The organism is Nocardia sp. JCM 34519.1, assembly GCF_020361265.1.
In the GTDB taxonomy this organism is placed as follows: Bacteria; Actinomycetota; Actinomycetes; order Mycobacteriales; family Mycobacteriaceae; genus Nocardia; species Nocardia arthritidis_A.
This window is the reverse complement of record NZ_JAIRBR010000010.1, coordinates 1-26570: the sequence shown is the minus strand read 5'-3', so window position 1 is coordinate 26570 and position 26570 is coordinate 1. Positions and strand designations below refer to the sequence as shown.

Annotated in this window: 23 protein-coding genes; 7 read left to right on the top strand and 16 right to left on the bottom strand. The window is 66.6% G+C overall.

The genetic code is table 11. The annotated features are described in order from the left end of the window. Window positions 1-296 precede the first annotated feature (296 nt). A complete protein-coding gene (hrpB, locus tag LGY53_RS23820) occupies window positions 297-2735 on the top strand; it encodes an ATP-dependent helicase HrpB (RefSeq protein WP_225728923.1) in 2439 nt (812 codons plus the stop codon). A 95-nt stretch (window positions 2736-2830) separates the two neighbouring features. After that, window positions 2831-3871 carry an acyl-CoA desaturase gene (locus tag LGY53_RS23815; protein ID WP_225728922.1) on the top strand — a complete coding sequence of 347 codons (1041 nt, stop codon included), beginning with the start codon at window positions 2831-2833 and terminating at the stop codon, window positions 3869-3871. 50 nt (window positions 3872-3921) lie between these two features. On the opposite strand, the gene LGY53_RS43975 is transcribed toward LGY53_RS23815, so the two are convergent. Beyond that, window positions 3922-6360, bottom strand: a complete 2439-nt coding sequence (locus LGY53_RS43975; protein WP_305082715.1) for a serine/threonine-protein kinase — start codon at window positions 6358-6360, stop codon at window positions 3922-3924. A gap of 267 nt (window positions 6361-6627) precedes the next feature. Between LGY53_RS43975 and LGY53_RS23805 the strand changes: the two genes are divergently transcribed. Continuing rightward, window positions 6628-7869, top strand: a complete 1242-nt coding sequence (locus LGY53_RS23805; protein WP_225728921.1) for a lipase family protein — start codon at window positions 6628-6630, stop codon at window positions 7867-7869. Between the two features lie 30 nt (window positions 7870-7899). On the opposite strand, the gene LGY53_RS23800 is transcribed toward LGY53_RS23805, so the two are convergent. From LGY53_RS23800 to LGY53_RS23770, 7 genes are all read right to left on the bottom strand, one after another. Next, window positions 7900-8703, bottom strand: a complete 804-nt coding sequence (locus LGY53_RS23800; protein WP_225728920.1) for a phytanoyl-CoA dioxygenase family protein — start codon at window positions 8701-8703, stop codon at window positions 7900-7902. Window positions 8704-8790: 87 nt separating this feature from the next. Next, window positions 8791-9252 (bottom strand): phage tail protein, encoded by a 462-nt coding sequence (locus LGY53_RS23795; RefSeq protein WP_225728919.1) that lies wholly within the window; start codon window positions 9250-9252, stop codon window positions 8791-8793. 31 nt (window positions 9253-9283) lie between these two features. Then, the gene (locus tag LGY53_RS23790) at window positions 9284-10582 is read right to left on the bottom strand and encodes a DUF2786 domain-containing protein (RefSeq protein WP_225728918.1); all 1299 of its coding nucleotides are present in this window, start codon (window positions 10580-10582) and stop codon (window positions 9284-9286) included. Window positions 10583-10690: 108 nt separating this feature from the next. Beyond that, window positions 10691-10951, bottom strand: a complete 261-nt coding sequence (locus tag LGY53_RS23785) for a hypothetical protein (protein WP_225728917.1) — start codon at window positions 10949-10951, stop codon at window positions 10691-10693. Between the two features lie 49 nt (window positions 10952-11000). Continuing rightward, window positions 11001-11204 carry a hypothetical protein gene (locus tag LGY53_RS23780; RefSeq protein WP_225728916.1) on the bottom strand — a complete coding sequence of 68 codons (204 nt, stop codon included), beginning with the start codon at window positions 11202-11204 and terminating at the stop codon, window positions 11001-11003. Between the two features lie 32 nt (window positions 11205-11236). Next, a complete protein-coding gene (locus LGY53_RS23775; protein ID WP_225728915.1) occupies window positions 11237-14260 on the bottom strand; it encodes an FAD-dependent oxidoreductase in 3024 nt (1007 codons plus the stop codon). A 646-nt stretch (window positions 14261-14906) separates the two neighbouring features. Beyond that, the gene (locus LGY53_RS23770; RefSeq protein ID WP_225728914.1) at window positions 14907-15152 is read right to left on the bottom strand and encodes a hypothetical protein; all 246 of its coding nucleotides are present in this window, start codon (window positions 15150-15152) and stop codon (window positions 14907-14909) included. Window positions 15153-15308: 156 nt separating this feature from the next. Between LGY53_RS23770 and LGY53_RS23765 the strand changes: the two genes are divergently transcribed. After that, complete coding sequence (locus LGY53_RS23765) at window positions 15309-16034, top strand: AraC family transcriptional regulator ligand-binding domain-containing protein (RefSeq protein WP_308102990.1); 726 nt, start codon at window positions 15309-15311, stop codon at window positions 16032-16034. A 79-nt stretch (window positions 16035-16113) separates the two neighbouring features. Then, the gene (locus tag LGY53_RS23760) at window positions 16114-16581 is read left to right on the top strand and encodes a VCBS repeat-containing protein (RefSeq protein WP_308102989.1); all 468 of its coding nucleotides are present in this window, start codon (window positions 16114-16116) and stop codon (window positions 16579-16581) included. A gap of 131 nt (window positions 16582-16712) precedes the next feature. On the opposite strand, the gene LGY53_RS23755 is transcribed toward LGY53_RS23760, so the two are convergent. Genes LGY53_RS23755 through LGY53_RS23730 form a run of 6 tightly spaced genes read right to left on the bottom strand, consistent with a single transcriptional unit; the run spans window position 16713 to window position 23431 of the window. Next, entirely contained in the window at window positions 16713-18047 is a 1335-nt protein-coding gene (locus LGY53_RS23755; protein ID WP_225728913.1) for an MFS transporter, read from the bottom strand. Next, window positions 18037-18957, bottom strand: a complete 921-nt coding sequence (locus LGY53_RS23750; protein ID WP_225728912.1) for a sulfotransferase — start codon at window positions 18955-18957, stop codon at window positions 18037-18039. The genes LGY53_RS23755 and LGY53_RS23750 overlap by 11 nt, the downstream gene beginning before the upstream one ends. A 20-nt stretch (window positions 18958-18977) precedes the next feature. After that, window positions 18978-19565, bottom strand: coding sequence for an adenylyl-sulfate kinase (cysC, locus tag LGY53_RS23745; protein WP_225728911.1), 588 nt, complete (start codon window positions 19563-19565; stop codon window positions 18978-18980). Window positions 19566-19578: 13 nt separating this feature from the next. Next, window positions 19579-20838, bottom strand: a complete 1260-nt coding sequence (locus LGY53_RS23740) for an aminotransferase class III-fold pyridoxal phosphate-dependent enzyme (RefSeq protein ID WP_225728910.1) — start codon at window positions 20836-20838, stop codon at window positions 19579-19581. Between the two features lie 23 nt (window positions 20839-20861). After that, a complete protein-coding gene (locus LGY53_RS23735; protein WP_225728909.1) occupies window positions 20862-22550 on the bottom strand; it encodes a GMC oxidoreductase in 1689 nt (562 codons plus the stop codon). Continuing rightward, window positions 22502-23431: a LysR family transcriptional regulator gene (locus LGY53_RS23730; protein WP_225728908.1), complete on the bottom strand. Its 930-nt coding sequence runs from the start codon at window positions 23429-23431 to the stop codon at window positions 22502-22504. The genes LGY53_RS23735 and LGY53_RS23730 overlap by 49 nt, the downstream gene beginning before the upstream one ends. A gap of 234 nt (window positions 23432-23665) precedes the next feature. On the opposite strand from LGY53_RS23730, the gene LGY53_RS23725 reads away from it, so the two are divergent. After that, window positions 23666-24517 carry a maleylpyruvate isomerase family mycothiol-dependent enzyme gene (locus LGY53_RS23725; RefSeq protein ID WP_225728907.1) on the top strand — a complete coding sequence of 284 codons (852 nt, stop codon included), beginning with the start codon at window positions 23666-23668 and terminating at the stop codon, window positions 24515-24517. A gap of 116 nt (window positions 24518-24633) precedes the next feature. On the opposite strand, the gene LGY53_RS23720 is transcribed toward LGY53_RS23725, so the two are convergent. Then, complete coding sequence (locus tag LGY53_RS23720) at window positions 24634-25212, bottom strand: carboxymuconolactone decarboxylase family protein (RefSeq protein WP_225728906.1); 579 nt, start codon at window positions 25210-25212, stop codon at window positions 24634-24636. Next, the gene (locus LGY53_RS23715; RefSeq protein ID WP_225728905.1) at window positions 25209-26273 is read right to left on the bottom strand and encodes a cobalamin-independent methionine synthase II family protein; all 1065 of its coding nucleotides are present in this window, start codon (window positions 26271-26273) and stop codon (window positions 25209-25211) included. The genes LGY53_RS23720 and LGY53_RS23715 overlap by 4 nt, the downstream gene beginning before the upstream one ends. Window positions 26274-26293: 20 nt before the next feature. On the opposite strand from LGY53_RS23715, the gene LGY53_RS23710 reads away from it, so the two are divergent. Beyond that, a partial coding sequence (locus LGY53_RS23710; protein WP_225728904.1) for a hypothetical protein occupies window positions 26294-26570 on the top strand: 277 nt, incomplete at its 3' end.

Here is a 26570-nt window from a genome sequence, read left to right as displayed (position 1 = left end):
CGCGGCCTCTCCAGTGTGATCGTTTCGGGGATGCCGCCACCACCGGTGAAACTCCGGCCGGACGAAAGGAATAGGACCGATGTGTAATCCCGTCCGCTGCAAGAGCTGCGGAAAGACCACCTGGTCAGGCTGCGGCCAACATATTGATCAGGTGAAAGCCGTTGTCCCGGTGGAGGAATGGTGCGACGGCCATCCGGATACCGGCGGCGGGGGATGGCTGCGCCGGATCCTCGGTCGCTAGGAATCCAGGCGGTCGGAGTGGGTGGACCGGGGCCGATGTCGCAGACTTGTCGGTCATGAAACGTCCCGAATTTCCCGATCTGCCGGTACGCGGCGTCCTCGATCATATTGTCGAGACGGTGACGGGGCAGGGGACCGCGGTGCTGGTCGCGCCGCCCGGAACCGGGAAGACGACATTGGTGCCGTTGGCTTTGGCGGTGGGGACCGCCGGGCGAGTGCTGGTGGCCGAACCGCGGCGGTTGGCGGTGCGGGCCGCAGCCGGGCGGATGGCCGCTCTGCTGGGGGAATCGGTGGGCGAGACGGTCGGATACTCGGTGCGTGGCGATCGGCGGGTGGGTCCGGGGACCAGGGTCGAGGTCGTCACCTCCGGATTGCTGGTGCGCCGGTTGCAGGGCGATCCCGAATTGGCGGGGGTCGATGTGGTCGTGCTCGACGAATGTCATGAACGGCACCTGGACGCCGACCTGCTGTTGGCGCTGCTCCTCGACGCCCGGGCCGGATTGCGGCCGGATCTGCGGGTGCTCGCCACATCGGCGACCGTTGCGGCCGAACGGCTTTCGGAGTTGCTGGGTGGAGATAGCGCGGCGCCGGTGGTGCGGGTCGACGGGCGGACCTATCCGGTGGACACGACCTACGTTCCGCCGTTGCCGCGGGAACGGGTCGAGGCGCACGTTGCGCGCGCCACCCGGGCCGCGGTCGCCGCGACCGATGGGGATGTGCTGGTCTTCCTCCCCGGGGCGGCCGAAATCCGCCGGACGGCAGCGCTTCTGGCCGATATCGACGTGGATCTCGTTGTGCTGCACGGCCGACTGCCCGCCTCCGAGCAGGACACGGCGTTATCTCCCGGGCCGCGGCGGCGCGTGGTGTTGTCGACGGCCGTGGCGGAATCCAGTCTGACGGTGCCCGGTGTACGCGCGGTGGTGGATTCGGGGCTGGCTCGGGTACCGCGCATCGATCGCGGGCGGGGATTGTCCGGGCTTGCGACAGTTCGGGTTTCGGCCGCCGTGGCGGCGCAGCGCGCAGGCCGGGCCGGACGTGAGGCGGCGGGGCGGGTGTGGCGATGCTGGCCGGAGTACGAGCACAGCACGCTACCCGCCTACCCGGAGCCGGAGATCCGGACGGCAGATCTGACCCGGTTGGCATTGGAGCTGGCGTGCTGGGGTACGGCCGACGGTCATGGTCTCGGCTGGTGGGATGCTCCGCCCCCGAGTGGGTTGGCATCCGGCCGGGATGTGTTGCGCGCGTTGGGGGCAGTCGGTGCGGACGGTGCGGTCACCGAGCGCGGGCGCCGGATGGCCCGGATCGGGTTGCATCCGCGGTTGGCTCGGGCATTACTAGACGGGGCCCGCACGGTCGGTGCGCGGGCGGCCGCCGAGGTCGTCACCGTCCTCGACGACGAAACCCTCACCACCGGTGTCGATCTCGCGGCCGGTCTGCGAGTGCTGCGGCGTGAGCGCCCGGCCCGCTGGCGGCGCGAGGTCGATCGGCTGGTCCGCATGGTCGAGGCGTCGGAGGGCGTCGACGATCCGGCTTTCGTTGTCGCACTGGCTCATCCGGAGCGGCTGGCGCGACGGCGTGGCCCGGGGTCGGCGAGCTATCTCATGGCGGGCGGTACCGCGGTGACGCTGCCGCCCGGCTCCGGACTGGGCGATGCGCAGTGGCTGGCGGTCGGTGTCGCGACGCGAGATCCGGGCCGGTCCGAGGGGTGGATCCGGTTGGCCGCGGTCGCCGATGAGCAGCTGGCCCGGCGGGCCGCGTCGAGCCTGCTGCGGACCGTCGACGAGGTGGCGTGGATCGATGGCGACGTGGCAGCCCGGCGGGTCGAACGACTGGGGGCGATCGTATTGTCGGAGCAGCCGATTCGTGACCCTGATCCCGAATTGCTCAGCGCCGCGCTGCGTCACGGACTGAGCTCGACGGGTCTCGGGCTGCTGCATTGGGATTCGGATGCGATCGCATTGCGCCAGCGCCTCGAATTCCTACACCGCGTCCTCGGCGCTCCGTGGCCCGCGGTCGACGATGAATCGCTACTCGCCGCCGCCGACACCTGGCTCGGCCCCGAACTCGCCGCCGCCCGCGACCGCGCCGACCTCGAACGCATCGATGCCGGACAGGCGCTGCGCCGCCTGTTGCCTTGGCCGGAGGCGGCCCGCTTGGACGAGCTGGCGCCCGAACGGTTGCCGGTGCCCTCCGGCAGCCGCATCCGGCTCGACTACTCGACCGATCCGCCGGTGCTCGCGGTCAAGGTGCAGGAGGCATTCGGCTGGGCGGACGCACCGCGGCTGGCCGACGGCCGGGTCCCGGTGGTGCTGCACCTGCTCTCGCCAGCCCAACGGCCCGTCGCGATCACCGCGGATCTGGCATCCTTCTGGCGCACCGGTTGGTCCCAGGTCCGCGCGGACCTGCGCGGGCGCTACCCCAAACACGCCTGGCCGGAGGACCCCACCACCGTGCCCGCCCACCGCGGCACCGCTCGCAACGCGGGGCGCGGTTAGCCGGATACGAATGGTCCTTTAGCACACCGCAATCCGATTCCGTGTCATACCGAGGGCTTACCTTGGTTGAGAATTCGGCGGATAGCTTCCGGAATATGACAATACTTGTCCCCGAGTCATTTCCGCGGTCAGCGCGGCGTGGTGGCGCCGAGGGGGATTACGCCCGCCTGTTGCGCCGGGTCTCCGATGCCGGGCTGATGGACCGGCGGCCCGTCTACTATGCCGTCCGGCTCGGTCTTGTCGGGGTCGCGTTCGTGGCGGGCTGGGTGGCGTTCGTACTCGTCGGCGACTCGTGGTGGACGCTGCTGATCGCGGCGTTCATGGCGGTGAGCTTCGCTCAGGTCGCACTCGTCATGCACGATGTCGCGCACCGTCAGGTGCTGCGGCGCAGGCGGCCGACGGAGCTCATGGGCCGAATCGTCGGCAACGCGGGCATCGGCCTGGCCTACGGGTGGTGGCAGGACAAGCACACCCGGCATCACGCCAACCCGAATCACGAGGAACTCGACCCCGATGTCGCACCCGACATTCTGGTGTGGTCACAACGGCAGGCGCGGGCCAGCCGTGGTCTGCCGCGCCTCATCGGGAGGGCGCAGGCATACCTTTTCTTCCCCTTGTTGATGCTGGAGGGCTTGAACCTGCATGTGGCCGGTGCGCGTGCGCTGGGAAATCGAGCGGTCAAACATCGTGGCCGGGAGGGTGCGCTGCTCTTCGGTCACTTCGTCGCCTACCTGGCCACGCTGTTCGTGCTGCTGCCCGCCGACAAGGCATTCGCGTTTCTCGTTGTGCACCAAGCGCTTTTCGGCCTGTACATGGGCTGCATCTTCGCCCCGAACCACAAGGGGATGCCGACGCTGACCGGCGACGACCGGCCCGACTTCCTGCGTCGTCAGGTGTTGACCTCCCGCAACATTCGCGGCGGCGTGCTGACCGACCTGGCTCTCGGCGGGCTCAATTATCAGATCGAACATCACCTGTTCCCGAGTATGCCGACGCCGAATCTGCGTCACGCCCAGGTGATCGTCCGCGACTACTGCGCCGAAATCGGTGTGCCGTACCACGAGACCGGGTTGATCGCCTCTTACCGCGAGGCATTGACGCACCTGCACCACGTCGGCGCACCGCTGCGTCGCTGATGCCGATTGTCGGCCGAATGCCATTGTGCCGCAACGATAATTGGTTGGTTTCAGCCGAAATTCCGCTGGAACCAACGCAGTAGATCCTTTTCGTTTTTCGGGCCGGGGTCGGCGTCGTCGGCACGCAGCGCGCACAGCAGGACGCCGAGCAGCCGGTCGTCGTGGACGGCGAGCAGGCAGGTCGTCGGCGCCTCGTCAGTGTCGTAATCCGGATAGCAGAAGAAGCGGCCGACTGGCGCGGAATCTTTGAGCCACAAGGAATCCGGGCCGCCGCCACCATCGCAGGCGTGACCCGCCAACTGCCCAAGATCGCCTTGATAGAACCGCGTCGCGGATTTGCGGTCCGGGAATCCGAAGAACGCGGCCGTTGGATAGCCGAGCCGGGTGCTGCACACCACTCGCGCATTCACCGGTCCGGCCTGCAGCTCGGTGTGCAGGCAGTTGGCCGGGCCGAAATCGGGTGGCAGCTGGGCGAATACCGCGCGATCCGCCGGGGAGAACCGGTCGGGATCGCGGGCGGCGTCCATCGTCGCGAACTGCCAGACGTTCCGTGCGGCGATGTAATCGCGCAAGGGCGCGTCGGCCGGTGTCGCCCAGGTATATATGGCGGCGGTCGAACCGTTGTCGGAGGTCAGTATGAGCGCCGGTTTCGGCACGTTCGGATCGTCGGCGCGATCGACGAAACACGCCTTCCGGCCGACCGTCTTGCCGTCGACGATCGAAGGTCCATCGGCACCCGGTGAATCTCCGGGACAGCTTGTGGTCCGGTAGATCTCGACGAACGATCGGTAGAACTTCTGCAGTTTGTCAGGTCCGCGGAACCGGAAGAAGCGCGCGGCCGGATCCCCGGCGACCGGGTTTGCGGTGCACGAGATGATGGCGATGGCCGACGCGCCCGGATTCTGGTGTGCGCAGTTGGCGCGCTTGTATCCAACGGGGCCGACGATGCCGAGCAAATCGATATCGGCGCCGCGCAGTGCGGTGTCGTCGGCGACGGCGGTGCCCGCGACCGATCGGCCGGTCAGCGTCCACACGCCGAAAATGGCCGCGGCGGCGACGAATACGGTGACGACAAGTGCCAAGACGTACCGCGGGATGTGCGGCTTGAGGTCGGCTCGGCTCGCGAACTCGGCGGTGCCGCCGGGTGATTCGATGCCGCGCGATGTTTCGGCACCGCCGGTTGGTTTGGCGCCGCCCGGTGCTTTGGTGTCGCCGGGTAGTTTAGCACCGCCCGGTGGTTCGGTGCCGCCGGGTGTTTCGGTGCTGCCGGGTGGTGTGGTGCCGCCGGGTGTTTCGGTGTCGCGCGGTGTTTCGGTGCCGCTGGGTGGTTTAGCACCGCCCGGTGGTTCGGTGCCGCCCGGCGGTGTGGTGCCGCGGGGTGTTTCGGTGCTGCCGGGCGTTGTGGTGCTGCCGGACGTTGTGGTGCTGCCGGGCGGTGTGGTGCCGCGGGGTGTTTCGGTGCCACCGGGTGATTTGGTGCCGCCCGGTGGTTTGGGACCGCCCGGTGATTCGGGACCGCCAGGCAATGCGGCGGGGCCGGGCAACACAGTGCCGCAAGGTAATTCGGTGACGGTCGGTGCCGATGGCTGGGTCAGTGCATCGGGCCGATGCGTCTGCGCGGGCTCCGGCGCGGGTTCGGCCACCGGCGGGCGGTCCGTGAGGGCGGCATGGGCGGCGGCGGCGAGTTCGGCCGCCGTGCCGTAACGATCTCGCGGATCCTTGGCCATGCCCCGGGCTACGACCGCGTCGAATGCGGGTGGTATGTCGGCGCGGACGGTGCTCGGTCGCGGTACGGGCTCGAACATATGCGCCCGCACCAGTTCGCCATCGCTCTCGACGGGATAAGCCCAAGTGCCCGTGAGGCATTCGTACAGGACGCAAGCCAGGGAGTACACATCGGCGGCGGGTGTTACGGTGCCGGAGACGAATCGTTCCGGCGCCATATAGTGGAACGACCCGATCGGCGTTCCGTCGTTGGTGAGGTCCGGACGGTTGCCCGAGTAGGCGATTCCGAAGTCGGCCAGGTAGGCGAAGTCGTCCGGTGTGACCAGGATGTTGTCGGGTTTGACGTCGCGATGGATCAGGCCGTCGGCGTGTGCGGCGGTGAGCGCGGAGGCGATCTGCCGGATCAGCGCCACCGCGCGTTCCGGTGCCAGCGGGGCGTCCGGCCGCAGCAGCGCGCGCAGGCTGACACCATCGACGAGACGCATGTCCAAATAGAGTCGCCCGTTGATCTCGCCGTAGTCGTGGATCGGGATGACATGTGGTTCCTTGAGCCGAGCGGCGGCGTGCGATTCGCGCCGGAATCGCTCGCGGTAGACCGGATCGTGGGCGAGCCGCTCGGGCAGCACCTTGATCGCGACGGTGCGATCCTTGCCGGTGTCATAGGCCTCGAACACCTCGCCCATCCCACCGCGGCCGATGAGACGGTCCAGCCGATAATGCCCGAACCGCGTCGCTGCCCCGAGGGGCGGTTGTGGGGTCGTCATCGCTCCCCTCCGTGTGCGCGACGTGGTCCGATCCGTAATCCGAGTCAACTCTAAAGCGCGGATACGGGTTTGGCCGAAACGGGACCGGCCCCGAATACGAAGGGCGTCTGCCGCGTCGAGAGCCCGCTGGAGCGTTCGATGAGTACGCTGGGTGCGCTGGCTTGAAGGGGGTCAGCGGTGTACTCGGCGATGAGTGAGGTGTCGCGCCGAGCCGAACCAATGGGAGTTGTTTTGTCTAAGCGCTTTTCGCGCGGGGCCGGGGCTGTGGTGACGATCGCGTTGGTGGCGGTGTCCGTATTGCTCGGGCCGGCGTCATCGGCCGTTGCCGATCCAGGGGAGGATTTCTATCTCCCACCGAACCCGGTCGCCGGGGCTCGCGGTGGAGATGTGGTGCGCAGTGAGCCTTTCGCGGCGGACGCGCGCGCCCGGCTCGCCACACTGCTGCCGATCGCCGAGGCGCGCAAGGTGATGTACACGAGTGCGGACGCGCACCGCGCGCCGATCGCGGTCACCGGCACCGTGCTGGTTCCGGCGGTGGCGTGGCCGGGACCGGGGCCGCGCCCGCTGGTGAGTTTCGCGGTCGGCGCGCACGGCGCCGGTGCGAACTGCGCACCGTCGAAGTTGCTGTCCAGCGGTGTGCTGACGGATGGATCATCGGCGCCGATGGCCGAATACGCCCTGCTCGATCTCGCCGCCCTGCTCGGCCGCGGCATCACCGTGGTGATCACCGACTACCAGGGTTTGGGGGTACCCGGCGGGCACCCGTACCTGCAACCCAGGCCCGCCGCGTACGACGTGCTCGATGCCGCCCGCGCGGCCATCCGGCTCGGCCTCGCCGATCCCGGTGCGCCCGTTGGGATCTGGGGTTACTCACAGGGCGGCAGCGCGGCGGCGGCCGCTGCCGAACAGGCGCGCGATTACGCGCCCGAACTCGATCTGCGCGGCACGGTCGCCGGTGCGCCGACCGGTGATCCCGTTGCCGCCTTACGGTTCAACGAGGGGAAGATCCTGGTCGGCGTGAACGGGTACTTCGTGAACGGTCTGATCGCCAGCTACCCCGAGCTGGCCCCGCGCATCACCGCACTGCTCAACCAGGAAGGGCTCGAATTCGTCCGCCGCACCGCGCAACAGTGCGTCATCGGCAGCGCAGTACAGGAGGGGTTCCGCACGACCTCCGGCTATACGGTCGGCGGCACGACGATTGCCGACGCGTTGCGGTCCGATCCCCGGATCCGTTCCGTCCTGGACGATCTCGTCATCGGCGGCACCCCGCCCGCCGCACCGGTGCTGCTGCTGTCCAGCCCGAACGACGATGTGGTCCCGAACGGCGGCGTCCGAGCCCTCGGTGCCAGGTGGCGTGCGGGCGGGGCGGATGTCACCGAGGCCGATATCGACACGCCGGTGCTGCCACCGGCGCTCGGTGCCTCGGCCACCGGACATAACCTCGCCGCCGTCCTTGCGGGCGCGCCCTCGGTGGATTGGCTCACCGCGCGACTGACCCATCGATAGGTGAATTACCCGAGTCGTGCGCCGAGATGCCTATGGGCGCAATACATCTGGACTCCCAACGGGGCTCCGCGAGTCGAGCCCGAGTCTGATGGCGGCTTCGACGGGTGTGTGGGCGCGGTCGATATCCAGCGGCACCGCCGGTTCCAGCGTCGGTGTGGCGATGAAGCGCGGCGTGCTGCCGCGATGCGCTTGGGCGGCGTGGATCAGGAATGGATGGCACAGGTAGATATCGCCCGCGTGGCCGGTGGCGTGCACGACCGGTAAATCGTTGGTGGCGTCCAGAATTCCGGTCTCGTCGATTCGGGTGGCATCGATACCCGTATCGCCGTAGCGGTATAGGCGGCTGGGTACGGCCAGGTGGGAGCCGACGCGAATCCGGGTGGGTGCGTCGAGGTCGGTGACGTCGGTGAACAATACGAGCATGAACAATGCCCGGGCCCGGGAACGGTAATTGGTGAACGAATGACCCGTCCAGCCCTGAGGTAGATAGCTGCCCTCGAAGTGCCAGTAATCATCGTGCGGCGGATCGGGATGCGGAAAGCGAACCGGAATGGCGCCGAACCCGGACCTGCGCACCCATCGGCCGTGGCCGACCAATTGGTCGAAAGCCCGTTCCAGAACGGGCATTTGGGCGGCGATGCGGAATGGTTCGGTGTCGTATCCGGGTAATCGCACCAGCGGCTTCGTCCAGGTCGCCGGATTGTTCGGATCGCAGCCGGTGTCGGGCCAGATCGTATCCACGCACTGGCGAGCGATCGCACGAGAGAAGACCGCTTCGAGACGGATGAACCCATCGTGGATGAACCTGGTGATCTGTTTCCGGTCGAGTGTCACCGTGGCCGCCCTTCACTCGCCCGCCGCCGGTACCAACTGTCGTACCTGCATAAACGTTACGCCGGCTCGAGCCTGCCGACACTGCGGTCAGTACTCGTTCTTGATGACGAAGTAGGACCCGCGAATGGTTCCGGCCAGCTTCGACTTCTGCCTGGCGAACTTGAACGACGAGAGTTCGGCGGGGATTTCCATACCGTCGGAGAGTTTGAATCCGACCGCGCGTTTCTTGGCATCGTCGAGGGTGTACATCACGTTGATCGAGAGGCCGCTTTCGTAGAAGACGTAGGCGATCCGGATGTTCTCGACCTGGAAGCTCGTGGCCTCGAGCGGGCGCGCGGAGATGACGATGCCGCGTTCTTTCTCGAGGATGTGGTTCACCCAATCAATGGTCGTCTCGGCCTCGCTCGCCGGTTCCACCGTGAAGACGTGATCGTATTTGTTCTTGAAATATCGGGCCTCATTCGCCCGCAGACCGGCGAGCGCAGCCGCGACCGGCGAGGATTCCAGACCGACGGTCGAAACGGTATCGAAGTCGACGATATAGGACATGGCGGGCTCCTCTGTCGATTCCGATCGAAGACTACCCGCGTTGCTTTTCGACCGGGCGCCGGGCCACCAGCTGGGCACGGTCGGCGGCTTCGCGCCCGGCCGCCCAGCCCGCGGCGCTGCCCGCCGAAACGCGCGCCGCAGTGACCGTGGGGAACAGGGCGTCGAAGGCGTCGTCCACCTTCAGTTGGTGGGACGCCAGGACCGGCAACAAGCGTTCGGGTTCTGCGGATTTCGCGATCGTGTCGTCGTTGATCCTGCTCAGTCGCTCGCCGATGCGGGTGGCGTAGGCGATGAGGAAGGACTTGCGGAATGACCGGCTGCGGGAATGGCTGTCGCGTCCGGCGTCACTGCCGTTGGCGATCATCGCTCTGGTCGCCTGGACGAGCAACGATGTCGTCAACAGCTCGACGACATCGAGATCGGCTTCATCGCCGACGATGGTGACGAAGCCCCATTCGGCGGAGAAGATCGCGCGACAACGGTTGGCCCCGGCGACCGCGTCGACGAGCAGGGCCTTGGCGTCGACATACGGGGTCTGCAACCAAAGCCTGCGCGCGCCCGGCAGATCGGGCGCGCTGGTCTCGGCATCGATCAGCGCGCGGTCGATCGCGTATTTCGTCATGAGTTCCTGAGCCTTCGCCGACAGGCTCTCGGCCTCGTCCGGGAAGTCGGTGGACTCCGCCTTCGCGAGCAAACCCCGAACCCGGCCCAGTACCTTCTCGTCGACGGTGCGATGCCGTCCGGCAGATGGCCGCGCCGTACCGGGCAAAGGCCGGATGAGCGCCAGCTTCGGGAACCGGAAAAGTAGGGCCAGCGCTTCGATTACCGTGGTCAGCGCTTCGACCGGGATCAGCAGCTGCTTACCCGCCCATTGACCCAGATGTGGAGCTTCGGGCGACCACCAGCGCGCGGCCCCCATCTCCGTGAGCTGCGAAACCCACGTCGCGTCAACTGTTTCGGGAGCGAACTGCTCGATATGAGCGGCGACGGTGTCGAGCAGATAGCCCACCGCGAACTCGTCGACCCGCCGCAGGGCCGCCTGATGGATATCCCCGGGCAGCCACCCGTTCTGGTATGTCTCGATGATCAGGTGCCGGGCGGCCAGATCCACACCCCGCTCCAGTTCCGGTGTGAGCGGTCCGCGTCCGGCCAGTTCCGTCGCGAAATGTTGTGCGGCGCGCGGATTTCCGCGTGCGGACTCCATGGCGCCCGCGAGAATCGCGTATTCGATCTGCTCGGCCGTCGCCGCCTCGGTGAGCGCCGAATGCGTGAATCCGCCGCCCGCCCGCGCCCGCTGCGCGGCGGCTCGATGCCGTCGATTCTTACCCATGGCCCCGACCCCCTCCATCCACCCGACACCGACAGATCAAAACGATAGGGTCTGGCACCGAGAGTCCAGCGATCACCCCGACCCGGCTATCGATGAAGGCTCGTGGCCTTACAGGTCGAACCGCGCCCGCAGCGCCATCCGGACGTTGTCCAGCGTCGCCGGATCGAGCATCCCCACCTTCTCGATGAACAGTGCGGCGCTGAATGTGCCGAGGCGGAACACCGCAACGGCGTCCTGGGTGCCGGTGATCGGGACCGTCAGCAACGCACGAGGGTTGGGCGCTTCACGCGCCGGGATCACCATCGCGACCGCGATCAGACCACCGCGCACCACCTGCGGTACCGAATCGAGAACCACGACGGTATGCACGCGATCCTTTATTCCGCGCAGTGTCCAAATTTCGCCTTGGACCGCGGGTTCACTCATCGGCGGCCCACGCCGTCGACGCCGAGGCTTCGGCCGCTTCGGCGAACGCCTTCGCCTCGGCGTCCGGGGCGAGCGCGGCCAGTTCCTCGGCGACCAGCATCCGCCGCGCGGCGCGGTACAGGAATTCGCTCACGTTGGGTTGTGCCTTGATCAGTTCGGTCACTCGGTCGTCGGGAAGGCTGACGGAGATCTTCATGCCACCATGGTAGTACCGCAGTAGCACCGCGCTTATCCGAGCGCGGACCAGTCGCCGGCGCGCAACGCCGAGAGCGCGGTGGCCGGGATCGGGGTCCGGTGGGCGATGGCCTGCTGTGCTGCGGCCAGATCGCCGGGATGGTGGCCGAGTACGGTGGCGCCGACGACCCGCCCTTCGGACAGGATCAGCCGGCGGTAGGACTCCGGCTGGTCGAGGACGATCAGCTCGTCGCCGGTTTCCGGTTCCACCCGTCCGGTGGCGAACAATTCCAGCCCGACGCCTTTCAGCAGCATCGCGGGCATCGATTCGGTGTGCGACCGGTTGCCGCCGAGCGCGTTCTCGGCGGCGATCTGCGCCTGTTCCGCCGCGATCGGCCACAGCCCGAGCACCTGGCCGCGATGTTCGGCGACGTCGCCCGCCGCGTACACGTCGCGGATGCCGGTGCGCATCCGGTCGTCGACCAGCACACCGCGCCCGACGGGCACACCGGCGGCCCGGGCCAGCTCGATATTGGGCCGAATTCCGGTGGCGGTCAGGAAGATATCGCAGTCGAGTCGGCGATCGTCCCGCAGAATGACGCCGCGCACCGCGGGATCGCCGGTGACGGCGATGGTTTCGGCGTGGCGCAGCACCTGGATCCCGATCCTGGCGAAATGTTCCCGCACCAGCTGCGAGCAGCGCGCGTCGAGCTGTTTGCGCAGCAGTCGATCCCCGCGCTCCAGCACGGTGACCTGCAAGCCGAGCTCATGCAAGGCGTAGGCGGCCTCCAGCCCGAGCGGTCCGCCGCCCGCGACAACCGCACGGTCGCAATGGAATTGCTGCACATAGGAGCGGATCCACAGCGCATCGCCCGCCTCGCGGAGCGTGAAACAGCCCGGCCGCGAGAGACCTTCGATCGGCGGCAGTGCGCTGCTCGCGCCCATGGCCAGGATCAGCCGGTCGTAGGGCAGTGCGTCGCCGGTGCCGAGGAAGACCCGGCGGGCGGACGTATCGATGCTGGTGGCAAGGGTATTCAGCCACGCGGTGACCTGGTGGTCGTCGCACCACTGCTCGGGCAACAGATACAGGCCCTGCATGGCCGAGCGTCCGTACATCAGCCGCGAGATGCCCATCCGATTGTAGAAGGCGTGCGATTCCCGGCCGACGAGGTGGATTTCGCAGTCCGGGTGGCCGCGCCGGAGGAAGTCGGCGGCGGTCATCCCGGCGATACCGTTGCCGATCACCGCGACGCTGACGATGGACCGGTCGAATCGCCGTGGCCTGGCGGCATTTCCGCGCCGCGGCTGCGGCGCCAGCGCGACCTTCACCTTCCCGCTGCCGATCCGGGCGCAACAGGCCATCCGGACATCGTTGCCGAATCCCAGCCGCCGCAGAGTATTCCGCTCATCTTGTCCGGGTGGTGACAGACACGCCATACCGTCGAGCACCGCGACCGGATCGGCGCCGCACACGCCCATCCGGCAGCCGGCCTCGATCGGCTGTTCGCCGCGCTCGGCGATATCGAGCAGGCTCATTCCGGTATCGCCCGCGACCTCGGCGCCGCTCGGTTCGAAGGTCACCGAAACCGTTGGCTCGCTCGGGTTTGCGGCATCCTCGGACCGCCGCTTCGGGAATGGGAGCAGCACCGGCTCGGTGCGGACGCCCGTGCTCAACGCGAATTGCAGTTCCACCACCCGGGTTCTGGCTATCCAGAGGATTGTCGCGAGCAGGATCACGGCGCTGATCGGCCAGCGTAGCCACGGCGCGTTCAGGCCGGTGATCATCGAGAACGACCGTGCCAGAGTCACTCCGGCGAACCAGTAGAAGATATTGAGCGCCACCGCGGCATAGCAGGCGCTGACCATCACCGTGCTCAGCGATGTCATCGCGTCGAGGGCGAAGAACAGTCCGACGGCGACGAGCATGAACAGCGCAAGCACCGAATATCGGTGTGCCACACTGGTTTCGAGGTGCCCGGTGAGGGTGAAGAAGCCGAGCACGAAGCCGGGTAGCGCGGCCGCGAACAGCTTGCGCGGCGCACTCCACGCCACATCGGGGTCGGCCAGATCCGCCTGGTAGGCGGCGCGCGGTTTGAGGTCGAAACAGTTCTTGGCGCAGCCGACACACGGTTTGCAATGCGCGTTGGGCACCGTCACGAATGGTGTCTGACCATAGACGCGCTGCAGCGGGAACAGCGGGCAGATACTGCTACACCAGCCGCTCTTTCCCTTGAACAGCACACCGCCCGTGAACGCGGAAACACCGATCAGCAGCAGCACGATACCCGAGGCCGCGCCGTTGCGGTCCAGGCCGGCCAACCGCGCGCCTGCGATACCGAAGAACAGTGTCATCGCGACCAAATAGCTTCGGGCGGAAAGCCATCGGGGCGGATTGTGTCCGCGCGTGAAGCGCAGGGCCCGTGGGATCTGATTCATCGCGGCCAGCGGGCAGCTGTTGCGCCATCCGCCCGGCGCGATCAGGAACAGTCCCGGCAGCAGCGGCACCACCACGCCGAAGAAGATGAACAAGCCCTCGGCGGGCGCGAAGAACATCGCGACGACCACCTCGATGTACGCGGCGATGCTCACGATTCGTACCAGCGGCCACAGCGATGCGGGCAGTCGGCTCGGCAGTTCGGTGGACGCCGGGAACAGATCGCGGGCGCCGGTCGGATCGATGCCGAGTATCCGGTTGGCGATCGAGATCGGCCGGGATGGCGGGGGATCGGCGGACGGGGATGTGCTTGTAGCGACCGGCTTTTGGGGTTGAGTGTCCTCGCGTCCCTGCGGATCCGCCGCCGGGGCGTACAGCACGACGATATCCGTGTGACCGAGCCGGATCCGGTCACCCGACGTCAGCGCCATCCGTCCGGTGAGCGGGGCGTCGTTCACCGTGGTGCCGTCGCGGCTGCCGAGATCGACCACCGACAGCGCGGTGGGACTCGGCACCAGTCGCAGATGCCGCGGCGAAACCGTTGCGTCGGCAAGGGGTTCGCCATTGCGGCCGCTGCCGAATACCACCGGACCGGTGAGCATCAGGCTGCGAGCCGCGCGGCCCGGCTCTCTGATCTCGATCAACGGCGGGCCGCTGAGCATGCCGGTACGCCCGCCGAACCTTCGAAATGCGTTGTGCCAGTTGGTGATCGGGCCGGTGGAGGGGAGACCGTCGCGTCGCGCGCACGTGGTCGGGCCCGATCCCGTGGCATTGCTGTCAACCGGCCTGCCGCTCATGCCGCACCCGCTCGGCATAGCTGGGGCCCGCTGTACTGGTGGCGGATTGCCCGGCACCGCGCATCGCTATGCGCCTGCACCCCTGTGCGCATCCGGAATGACCTCGATAGACATGTAAGACCTCGCCAGCGCACCGAGCACCGCTGAGCTGCCTGTTATCCGATAGTTGCAAACAAATGACCGATACGCGATCGAACTCGTGTAGAGAGTACGCGAATCCCGGTGGGAATGCTGTGAATTCGCCGTGCCGTTAAGCCCGCCTGAAATTGCTTGACATCCAGATGCCGCGGACCTCCACGGCATCCGGTGCGGTCGCGAGGGGCTGGGCGTCGCGATATCGGCTTGGGGTGGAACCGCTTCCGGCAGCGGACGGGTAATCCGTGCCATGGGGTGCGCGCTCGGTGGGAGCGGACGCCCCGCCCACGGGATGGTCTATGGCACAGCGGTTCTCATGGTTGCGTTCGGGTCGACGACTACGGATCGACCCGCGCACTCACGATTGAGTGTCGACGGCCAACAGTCCGAACCGGCTGACGCTGGCGTGATGATGTCCGTCGACGCTGGTGATCACGACCTCGGCCGGATTGGTGAGGGCGATGCAACAGTAGTTGCCGCCATCCTGCTGAACGCTGATCGACAGCAGGCGTTGATCATTGGACTGCTGCCACTGCTCCATATCGGCATATAGCCCACGCATGGACGGACTTTCGAAGTAGACGAGATTATGTTTGTTCGACATGAAATGCAGTCTCCCCGACTTGCCGGGTCTCCGGGCGACGTGCCGTGGTTCGGGATCGAGGTGTGACATCCAGCAATCTACTGTCGGGTAACGGCCGATCGCACCGGTCTGGTCTGCGACTATTCATAGGGTTAGTGCTGGCAACGCGGCACAGCGATCGACCCAGCTGCGATCCATCACCGGCGCGGTTCAACTGGTGGAGTACGCGACCGGGCGCGGCCTTACTACGCCGGACATATTGCGGCACACCGGAATTTGCGAAGATCAGCTAGGCTGTTCTTCGCGGTGGTGAGCTGTCCCACCATGCGCGAGGCCGCCGAGACCGCGCTGCGCTACGCCGACCTCTCGTTCACCGTCGCCGAGCACGAGATGCAGGACCACGGCGATGAGGTGTGGCTGATCCGCCACGATCGCTGTGTGCCCGAGGAGATCCGCCGCCTCGCACTCGAACGCGATGTCGCGGCCATCTGGACCATCCAGCAGGATGTGCTGCCCATGCGACTGCCGATCGTGCGGGTGGACGTGGCCGGTGACCTCCGTCCGGTCTACGAGGTGTTCGGGGCCGTACTCGGCGTCGAGAAGATCCGCTACGGAGCCGAGCGGTCGATCCTGGTCGGCATGCCCGTCGGCGGCTGGCCGATGAGGGCACGACATTCCGGGGGGTCAGCAGCGAGACCGTCGGCATGCTGGCCGAAGAGTTGCCAACCGAGGTCGCGTCTCGGTTCCGGTTTAGGCGCGAAAACCACAGTGGGGCAACGCTATCGCCTGGATGACAGATACGGGCCGTCCCGACTGGGAGAGCGGTTCGGCCCGAGTTCAGGTGGCCCGAAATCGTCACACGATTCAGTCGAACGGGAGTCAGCGCCGCGGCTGTGTGGGTGACAACCTTTTCCGACTCGGTACCGGCTTCTGGGTGCTGCTCAACGACCGGCACGGCGGCTTTCTGCCGCCGTGATGGAACCTGCTGCCGCTGCCCGACGAGGACCTGAAGGTCGCCGACATCGACGGTGACGGCAACCTCGATGTGATCTCGGCGAATGTCGCGGCGTTCGGCTTCGCGGTGATGTACGGCGACGGCCAGGGCAATTTCGGTCCGCCCCAGCCGACCGTCGGCCCGATCGGTCTCTGCGCGGTCGCGGTCGGCGATTTCACCGGCCGCGGCCGGATGGATGTCGCCGCACTGCCATACCTGCCGTCCACCGCGATGGTCTTCCGCAACAACGGCGACCGTACCTTCACCTTCGTCGAGCAACATACGGTCGGACTCGGGCCGCAGGGCGTGCAGGCGGCGCGACTGGACAACGACCGGCACGACGATCTCATCTCCATGAGCATGCTGTCGGAATCCGTTGCGGTACTACGCAATCGAAACCGCTCGAGGTCCCCAGGGAACAGGATCGGTGAGACTCCCCGAACGTGCTCCCCGTAACCTGCGGCGGCGTACTCGAGCCAATGGTCGTAGGACCACGGTATCCAACTCCGGAACTTGGGCGAGCAGACGCTGTTCGAGCACAGCCGTATCACAGGGATGTGATACGCACTGCCGATCTGATGCCGCGGTCAGGACGTGGGTTGCGCCGCGGCGTCCAGGTCGCGGATCGCGGTGGTGCGGGTGGCGATGAGCCAGAGCGCGGCGAGGGCGGCGCCGATACCGCTTGCCACCAAGGTGGTGCGCAGGCCGATGAGGTTGCCTGCGGTTCCGCCGATGAGGGCGCCCAGCGGAGCGATTCCCCAGACGGTGGTGCGGATGGTCGCGTTGACCCGGCCGTGCATGGCCTCAGGGGTTACCGCGTAGCGGATGGGCACCTGCAGCACGTTGTAGATCTGTAGTGCGAACCACATCAGCAGCTGGGCGGTCGCGACCACGGCGATCGCGGAGACGGGCAGTCGTCCGGCGGCGGCCGCGGTAGCCGAGGCCAGGCCGGTCGCGACGATCGCCGTGGCCATCGTCCGCCCCAGGCCGAGCCGGGCGCCGACATGAACGGCGGCAACCGATCCGATGAGGCCGCCGACCGCGCCGGCGGACAGCGCGGCTCCGACGACGGCGGGGCTCAGGTGCAGGTCCCGCACCAGATACAGCACGAAAACCGCTGTGTAGGCGTTGAAGCAGACGATATGGGTGGTGGTGCACAGCGTGACATTGCGCAGCACCCGATGCCCGAATACGGCGCGAGCGCCCGCGATGATCTGCCGAATCATTCGCTGCGGCACCGCATCCGGATCGCGCCGGACTTCCTGGGTCCGGATATTCGCCACCGCCAGCGCGGAGATCAGGAAGCTCGCCGCGTCGGCCAGGATGGCCAGCGGTGCGGTGAGCGCCTGCACCAACCAGCCCGCGAGCGCCGGACCCGCTATCTGCGCCGCGGATTGGCTTGTTTCCAAAGCACCCTGGCCCGTGGTCAATTGGGTGCGCGGCACCACCATCGGCACGAGCGAGAGCGTGGCGATATCCGCGAACACCGCGAACGCGCCCGCCGTGAACGCGACCACGGACAGCAGCGCCAGCGAGAGCAGACCGAGCCCGGCCGCCACGGGAATCGACGCCAAGGTGGCGGCCTGACCGAAAGCACAGGCGATGAACACTTTTCGGCGCGGCAGCCGATCCACCCAGACCCCGGCCGGCAGCCCGAGCACCAGATACGGAGCCCGGCCGCATGCGGTCAGGACGCCCATCTGCCACGCGTTCGCACCCAGCGTCAGCGCGGCGACGAGCGGCAGCGCGAGAACTGTCACCTGGGAGCCGATCAGCGAAATGCTCTGACCCGACCAGAGCAGCACGAAGGACCGATTGCGCCGCAACGGCGGCGCGCCCAGCTCCGCCGTCGACGACCGAGGTCCACCGGCCCCGCTCAACGCGGCGGCGCGGCTCGAAGGTGCCGTACGATCACGCCTCACCGCCGATGCCGTAGCCCAAGCGGGTGAGCTGATGTCCGGCGATTGCCTCGAACTCACGAATCTCGCTGGCGGTCAGGTCATTGCGATACCGACTCACCCGCTGGCGGTACAGCGGTTTCGCCGCGGCCTCGGCCGCCGGATGCCCCCACGCCTTGTCGAACAGGGTGTGGTTCAGCGCGGAATGGTTCAGCACTTCGTCGCGCCACGGTAGGCCGACGAAGTCGAATACCCGCGTGAGCGTGCGCTTCGGATCCGCCACCAGATCCTCGTAGCGGATCTCGAGATAGCGATCCGCCGGCGCGACCGTGTGCGGCCGCTCGACGACCTCCAGCCAGCCGCGTGCGGCAGCGGTGAGTTCGCGATAACCCCAGGTGACCGTCTTCAGGTGGGAGGCAGCGACATCCCGGCCGTCGCGCACGATATGCACGAAATGCGCGCGGGGCCAGATGCTCCCGAATTCGTCCACCCGGGATATCTTGCGCTGCAATTTGATTCCCCACCGCGCGGTTCGGTCCCCGGCCCGGCGGTACTCGCCGATCGCCTCGATGAGCCGGCACCGGTCCGCCAGCGTCTCCAAATCGGAACCACAGGCCACCGAGACCTCCTTGACCAATGTCCGCAGCACCTCCGGTCCGACGCCGAAGCGCTCGCATTGTTTGACGAAGTGCGCACCGTGATACCAGAAGGGATCGGCGGTGTCGGTTCCGGGGCCGAGCACCCGAGGATCTGCGGCCACCAGCAGATCGCAGGCCTCGATGATATGGGAACCGAGGTTCATCGGTTCGACGAAATCGAGTTCCGGGCCGACGGTGAGATCCGGGTGGGAGTCCAGTACGACACTGAATAATGTCGTGCCGGAACGGTTTTCGCCTCCCAGGAGAATCGGATCGGAATCGAGCTGGACTCCCATGACATTACTTCCTTCGCGGGTCAGACGGACGTGGAACCGGATGGCTGTGGCAGCTCGCCGCGGAGCGCTTCGAGAATTTCGGTCAGGCTCTGCTCGACGGTCTGGACGCTGGTATCGAGCCGGATATCGGGGGATTCCGGCTCTTCGTACGGGTCGTCGATACCGGTGAGCCCCGTGATCTCGCCGGCCTCGGCACGCGCGTAGAGCCCTTTCACATCGCGCTGGACGCACACCGAAAGCGGTGTGGCGACATGGACTTCGATGAATCCGATACCCCCCGCCCGGTGGTATGCGCGCACCTCGTCGCGGGCCGCGCGATACGGCGAAATGATCGAGGCGATCGCCACCACGCCGTGCGTGGCCAGCAGGCGGGCCACCCAGCCGACCCGGCGCACATTCGAGTCGCGGTCGGCGCGGCTGTACCCGAGATCCTGGGCCAGGTGTTGCCGGACGACGTCACCGTCGAGGACCTCGCAGCGCGTGCCCGCCGCGCGAAGCCGACTCGCCACCGCGCCGGCCAGCGTCGTCTTTCCCGCGCTCGGCAGACCGGTAAGCCACAGTGTGACACCGCGATCCGGGTGTGTGGCAGTCGAAAGTGGTTGTCGCACAGCTACTCCTGAACTATTGATCGGCATCGCTGGACCAGCGCTCGACCGAATCGCTTGTCGCGGCGAAGTTTTCGCCCGCGAATGGAATCAGGGCCGCGACGGGCGGCGTCGGCGGGCGTTGCCCGCGCTCGCAGGTCGATTCGATGGTCAGTCGGGCCGCGTGCAACGCCTGCTCGATATCGTCCTCCGCGGTGGCGGCCGAGGGCATGAAGCGGCCACCGTACTGCATGAGAAAGCCGCGCCGCCACATTTCCGTGCAGAAGTCGTGGCCGTTGTCGATATCCGCGAAGACGAGGTCGAACATGGTCGATCTCGCGAACGCCCAAGCGGGAATATCATTGCGCTCGAACAGGTCGTTGAGCCCATCCATCAGCAGCTTGCCGATATGGTCCATCCGCTCCAGCGGGGGCTCGCGCCGGTAGACGTCGAGGGTGGCCAACGCCGCCGCGAACGGGGTCAGCTCACGCTGGAATGTATTGCCGACGTAGGTCTTTTCCTGCGCCGACATGACCGCATCGCTACCGAGCACGGCGGATAGCGCCATGCCGTTCGCCAATCCCTTGCTGATCGTGATGAGATCGGGCCGCACCCCGGCGGCGGCCGCGTAACCGCCCGGCGCGTAACGGAAACCCGTCATCACCTCGTCGACGATCAGCAATGCGCCGAAGGATCGGGTCGTTTTCGCCAGTTCGCGCAAGTAGCTTTCCGGAAAGAAATTCACCTCCGGCGTGACGATGACGGCGGCGGGCTCCCGCGCCGCGCCGAGTTCGGCGAGCCGGGCCAGGTCGTAACCGAAATCGGTGGTGTCCGGATCCCGGTCCGGCAGGGCCAGATGCGGCCGGTATTGCAGGTGCCAGTCGTGCCAACCGTGGAAGCCGCTGGTCAGCACGTGCCGTTTCCCGGTGTGTATTCGGGCCAGGCGCACCGCGGCGGTTGTCGCGCATGAGCCGGTGCGGAAGAACAGGACACGCTCCGCGCCGGGAAATAGCGCGCAAAGCCTTTCGGCCAACTCGACCCGCAGGGTGGACAGCGGACCCGCCACGATTCCGCCGGTGCGATACATTTCCTCGACGGTCCGGTCCAACACCTCCCGGAAACCCGCCCCGAGCGGAGCCGCGCCGCTGCACGAGGTGAAATCGACATATCGATTCCCATCGTGATCCCACATATGCACCCCGGCCGCGCGGTCCATTATGAACGGGAAACGAGGATGCACCTCCCAATTCTGTGACGCGGTCACCTTGCGGGCGCGTTCCAACATCGCGTGACTCATGGGTACACCTCGGTGAATTGTGGCTAGAAATTTCCGGCCGTCAGTTGTCGGATAATGCGTAGCGAATTAGCCTGGATCGTCATCGTCGGATTCACGCCACCGGCGAACGGGAAATATCCACCGTCGACGACATAGACGTTCGCGAGGTCGTGTATTCGTCCGGCGGCATCGACCACCGAATCGGCGGGATCGTCTCCCGCCCGGCACCCGCCCTGCAAATGGCGGCTGCCGCGCTCGTATTCGGATTCCAGATACGTTGTGTCGGATGCCCCGGCGGCGACCATTATTTCGGTCGCGCGCTTTTCCAGATAATGTAGCCGTTCGGCATCGGTCGGGTGGGTGACGTAGTCGATCGCGATCCTGGGCACGCCGAATTCGTCGAGTTCCCGGGCCAACCGGACCCGGTTGGCGCGCATGGGTTGGTCGCCGGCCACGAAATGCATTCTGACGACTATTCGGCCGTTGCTCGGCCCGCGTTGTTCCGGGCTGGCCTCGTACATCATGCCGCCGAGGCCCGATGGACAGTCCGGGTCGAGGTAGTGGTCCGAGAATGCGACGGTGGAATGCGGTCCGGTCGGGGTGTTGATTCTGTTCCGCGGGACGGGCAGCCTGCCCTCGACCGACCCGCTGACCTTGAACGATAACCCGCGCCCGACCATATCGTGCCGATTGCCGAGCCCGGCCGGCGCCCAACGCTGCGCGGACCGGAGCAACAGCGCCGATGATTGGACGGCGTTCGCGGCGAGTATCACCAGGCCGACCCGGGTCCGGCGGCGAGACTTCGTCGCCGGGTCCAGCCATTCGACCCATCCCACGCGATCGGGCCCGCTCAGTTCGAGGCGCAGGGCCCGGCTGCTCGCGGCGATCACCAGATTCTCCGCGGTGCGCAACGGTTCGAGAAAGAGTGCGGCGGCATCGGCTCGTGCGCCGGTCGGACAGGCGTATTCGTTGCACGGGGTGAGCCGGGCGCACTGCGGCCTGCCGCCGTAGGGAATGGAATTTATCGCCAACGGGGTAGGGAAGGGGCGCAGGCCGATGGTGCGCCCCGCGTCGGCCAATAGGCTGCCCGGCAGGCTCGGCGGATGGGCGGGCATCAATGCGGCGGGGCCGGGCGGAGCGAGCGGATCGGTGTCGTCGCGTGCGATTCCGATCCGCCGCTCGATTTCATCGTAGTAGGGTAGTAGATCGTCATATGAAATCGGCCATTTCGGATTGAGCGCATCGGCGGCGACATGGTCGCCTGCATCGAAATCGACGTGCCGGTACCGAAAGGATATGCCCGCGTAAAAGGCGGTGCCGCCACCCATGCCCCGCGCACTCCACGGCCGCCCGAGTTCGTTTCGGATACCGTCTTGCACGATATAGGCGCGTGGCCATTCCGGTTCGACATCCCCCATGCGGCGCGCCCGTTTCAGGTCGCCTTCTTCCAAAAGCAGCACGCGCAATCCGGTCCGTACCAATTCTGCCGCCGAAACGGCGCCGCTCGCCCCGCCGCCGATAACGCAGATGTCGAAACAGTCCGGATCCTGCTGTATCATTCCACCCACTATCCTGGCTCCCCCCTGGTGAGAACAGCCGATCGGAAATGCGATGCCCTCGCAATTCTGCGTGGCGACGGGTTCGCCGATCAAGTATCCGAAACTGCACGCTGCGATCAGCCGTACTAATCGATTCGATGCCGGGGCCGTTCGGCGACGATCTCGCAGGCGCATTCCACGAATGCGCGGGCCGCAGGCGCGATGGCGGAAGTGGGCCAGACCAATCCGCTACGGCTCGGCGTCGGATCCTTCAGCGGCACGGCGACCACCCCCGGATGGCGGTGATAGTCGCCGTACGACGCCACCGTCGGCTGCACGACATCGCCGTGCGCGACCTGTAACAGGATTTCGTTGAAGGTCCGTGCGTCGGGGCCGCGCCGGATCGGGCGACCGGTAGACGCGTACTCCGGAACCAGGTCCCTGGCGGCCTCCTCGGGCAGGAACGGCAGATTGTGCACCGGATAGTCCGCGACGTCGTCCCAACTCACCGCCGCGTAGGCGGCCAGCGGATGGTCCCTGGAAACCGCGAGAACCCTTCTCTCACAGGTCAATACGGGTTCGACCGTCAGATCCTCACGGTTCACCGGCAGCCTGGAGGCCAATAGATCGATCTCGTTTCCGCGCAGGCAGGACAGCAGATCCCGATCGAAGCCGAGATCGATGTATTCGATGGCGCAACCGGGATACTGCTCGCCGAATCGGCGGGCGATCTCCGGCATCAACGGTCCGGCCGCGAGTGGTGTCGCGAAGCCGATCCGGACCCGCCCGCGCAGGCCGCCGGCCGCCGCCGCGGTGGTACCCAATCCGCGCCGCAGTTCAGCCAGCGGGCCCTCGACGCTGGTGCGGAGCCGCTCACCGAGGGCGGTGAGACCGACCCGGCGGCTCGTCCGGGTGAACAGCGGTCCGCCGATGGCGTGCTCGAGCTCCCGAATGATCTGACTGACCCGCGATTGCGAGATGCCGAGCCGCTGTGCCGCCCTCCCGAAATGTAGTAGCTCCGCGACCGCCAGAAATACGCGGAGCTCGTGAAATTGGACTTTGTCTCCCAAATCCATTGCACCAGAATAGATCCCGTGATAGCCGCAGAAGTGCCCGCAGTTGCGGGGCCTGGCCGCGGGCCGGGAACTGTTGCTAGTGTGGACCTCTCGGACGAGATGCGGCGTCCAGGCCCGGGTCGAGTCGAATCGTGTTGTGCCGGTGTCGGATCCGCGAGCAGCGGCATCGCGGCGACGATGAATTGCGCAAGCAGGAAGAAGCGTTGTCGCGGAAGCGATTGTTAGCTTGGAGTTATGGTCGAGGCCATTACCACCGGGCAGTGGGGGGCGGCGCGGGAAGCTCTTCGAAACAGCGGGGATCGTTTCGCCGAATTGGTGCGCTCGGTCGCGCCGGATGCGATGGCCACCAAGGATTGGACGGTGGCGGATGTGGTCGCCCATGTCACCGCGATCGCGCTGTGGGATACCGCGCTGGTGCGGACAGGCGAGTTTCCCTATCCGTGGAATGTGCTCGAGGATCGGATTCGGATCACCAATGTGGATACGGTCGCCGTGCTCAACGAGCACACGATGGAACGGTTTCCGGAACGTGACGTCGGGGTGCTCGCCGACCGGTTGCTCGGACATATCGATGACGTGGTGCGTGCCACGGCCGACGTCGATCCCGATCTGCCGATACGCTGGCTCGGCGGATCGAATGTTCCGGTCGCCGGGCTATTCGCTCATCTGACGAATGAACTGCAGATTCACGGGCGCGATATCGCGCGAGCCACCGGATGTCGGTGGGTGATGCCGCAGGAGTACTCCGGGCAGTTCATGGATCTGTTCGTAGTAGGGCTGGCGCGACATGGTGTCGGGCGGTTGCTGGACAAATCCGGCCCGCCGAACGATCGGTGCGTCGCGGTCGAATTCCGTTCCCGGTACACGGCACCGGTGACATTGGTGCTGGATAGAAGCCGGGTATCCGTCGGCGTGCGGAACGGCTCGGCAGACGTTCGCGTGCGTTTCGAGCCGGTCGCGTTGAACCTGATGATGTTCGGCCGGATCAGCCGGCCGCGCGCGGCTATCACCGGCAAGGTGATCGTGGGAGGTCCGCGCCCATGGCTGCTGCCGACCTTTCTTCGTACCGTCCGGTTCCCGAACTGACCACGGACAGAACGGCATGCGAACGGCTCGTGCTCGTCATGAGTACGAGCCGCCCACAAGCGTTGAGTCCAGCGGGAATTGACGAATAGGCCCACTGTTCGGGTTGATCGCCCGACTCAATGTTCCGCATCTGCGCGGGCGGCCGCAGGCAGGTAACCGTGGCCGATTATGGACTCGGCCCGGCCCGCATACGCCGCGGGCTCGGCAGGTGTGGTCGTACCGAGCCCATCGACGTATCGGTTGTACATACAGAACGCCGCCGCGATGAGGACGGTGTCGTGAATTTCGCGATCGGTCGCACCCGTTTCGCGGGCGGACGCGATCATGTCGGCTGTCACCGCACGTCCGGATTGTTGTACCGCTGCGGCGATGGCGAGCAGCGCGCGCAGTTTTTCCGAAATCGGTGCGGTGGCGGGGTTCCGCAATACCGAGTCCGTCAACGACCGACCGCCGTCGAGCTGCGCCGACGCGAACGCGGCATGCGAATCGGTGCAGAAGGTGCAATTGTTGCGCGCCGAAACGTATGCCGCGATCAGCTCGCGTTCTCCGGCGCCGAGCGTATTGTGTTCGCGCAGCAGCGCTTCGGCCAAGCCGGCCAGCAGCCGTCCGGTATCCGGGCGGTAAGTGAGCAGCCCGGTTATGCCGGGATTCCGTTCCTCGTCGACGCCGAGATCGATATATGCCACGGCGATCACACTCCGAGCGTCTCGGATGCCGCGGCAGTTCCCTGGATACGAGCGCGAATTTTGGCGAAGGCCGTATCGCGTGATGTCGAGACATCGTCTCCGAACGGCGCGAAGCCGCAGTCGTCGCAGGTGCCGAGCCGTTCGACGGGCAGCCGCCGAGCGGCCGCCAGCACCCGGTCGCGAACCTGCTCGGGGGTTTCGACGGCCGGATCGATCGGATCGATGACGCCGATGAAGATCGCGGCCTCCGGCGGCAGATGTTCGGCGATGACCGCGAGTATGCGATCGGGTTCGGCTTCACTGGCGAGCTGCACATAGAACCGCCCCGCGTGCAGGCTGAACAGGCGCGGCAGCAATTGCGTGTAGTCGACGCCGAGGCTGTGCGTCGAATCCTGATCACCGCCGGGGCAGGTGTGGATTCCGATGCGACCGCGCTCCTCGGCGGTGAACCGATCGAGCACGCGGTTGTTCAGTGCGATGAACGAATCGAGCAGTGCGCCGGACGGATCGAGCGCGAGTGAGAGCCGGCCTTCGGTGAAGTCGAGTTGCACGGAGTGGGCGCCGCCGTCGAGTGCGGCGCGGATATCGGCTTCGGCGCTGTCGAGGAGATCCGCGAGGAATTGTTCCCGGGGATATCCGTCGATGCCGTCCGATGGGTAGATCAGGCTGAGCGCGGACGGCGCGATGACCGGTTGTTTGATCGGTACCGTCGCGAATTTCCGTGCGGTGCGCAGATATTGGTCGATGGTGGTCGCGTACCGGAACGGTCCGGCGGTGAGCCTGGGCAACTGACGCGTGTGGCCGTCCGCGAACGGGATGATCGCGCCATCGGGATCCAGGTTCGGCAGGCCGTGCAGGGGATAGGTCACGAAGCTCGGTTTGCTTTGTTCACCGTCGGTGACGATCGGCGATCCGAGCGATTCCAGTTGCGCGATGGTGTCTTTCACCGCTGTCTCGTAGTGGTCGGCGAGCGTGGCGTCGTCGATGCGCCCGGCGGTGTGGCTCTGGATGGCGTCGAGCAGGGCGGCCGGTCGAGGGATGCTTCCGATCGGTTCGGTGGGCAGGGGCATGGCTAGATCCTCTCGACGCGATGCGGGTGACCGGGGACAGCGGGAAAATGATGACACCCGGCCCCGGCGTGGCGGCGCGAATCGGCCGGAAGAGGGCAATCTCGCGGAAGTTCGCGTGTGGCAACGACGTTCGGCGGTGTGGCGGCGTCTTGCTTCAGCTCGGCCGAATGTTACTATTGTTTAGTATAGCAATCCACTCGGGATATGCGAGGGAGTGCCAGATGTTCGAGAGGTTCACCGACCGCGCGAGGCGTGTCGTTGTCCTGGCCCAGGAAGAGGCCCGGATGCTCAACCACA

Excerpts from the sequence above, each read along its gene's own strand:
- LGY53_RS23770 (WP_225728914.1), bottom strand. The coding sequence starts at position 15,152 with ATGTCGAACAAACATAATCTCGTCTACTTCGAAAGTCCGTCCATGCGT.
- LGY53_RS23750 (WP_225728912.1), bottom strand. The coding sequence starts at position 18,957 with ATGGGAGTCCAGCTCGATTCCGATCCGATTCTCCTGGGAGGCGAAAAC.
- LGY53_RS23780 (WP_225728916.1), bottom strand. The coding sequence starts at position 11,204 with ATGAAGATCTCCGTCAGCCTTCCCGACGACCGAGTGACCGAACTGATC.
- LGY53_RS23735 (WP_225728909.1), bottom strand. The coding sequence starts at position 22,550 with ATGCGCCTGCGAGATCGTCGCCGAACGGCCCCGGCATCGAATCGATTA.
- hrpB (WP_225728923.1), top strand. The coding sequence starts at position 297 with ATGAAACGTCCCGAATTTCCCGATCTGCCGGTACGCGGCGTCCTCGAT.
- LGY53_RS23795 (WP_225728919.1), bottom strand. The coding sequence starts at position 9,252 with ATGTCCTATATCGTCGACTTCGATACCGTTTCGACCGTCGGTCTGGAA.
- LGY53_RS43975 (WP_305082715.1), bottom strand. The coding sequence starts at position 6,360 with ATGACGACCCCACAACCGCCCCTCGGGGCAGCGACGCGGTTCGGGCAT.
- LGY53_RS23715 (WP_225728905.1), bottom strand. The coding sequence starts at position 26,273 with ATGCCCCTGCCCACCGAACCGATCGGAAGCATCCCTCGACCGGCCGCC.
- LGY53_RS23790 (WP_225728918.1), bottom strand. The coding sequence starts at position 10,582 with ATGGGTAAGAATCGACGGCATCGAGCCGCCGCGCAGCGGGCGCGGGCG.
- LGY53_RS23725 (WP_225728907.1), top strand. The coding sequence starts at position 23,666 with ATGGTCGAGGCCATTACCACCGGGCAGTGGGGGGCGGCGCGGGAAGCT.
- LGY53_RS23730 (WP_225728908.1), bottom strand. The coding sequence starts at position 23,431 with ATGGATTTGGGAGACAAAGTCCAATTTCACGAGCTCCGCGTATTTCTG.
- LGY53_RS23740 (WP_225728910.1), bottom strand. The coding sequence starts at position 20,838 with ATGAGTCACGCGATGTTGGAACGCGCCCGCAAGGTGACCGCGTCACAG.
- LGY53_RS23815 (WP_225728922.1), top strand. The coding sequence starts at position 2,831 with ATGACAATACTTGTCCCCGAGTCATTTCCGCGGTCAGCGCGGCGTGGT.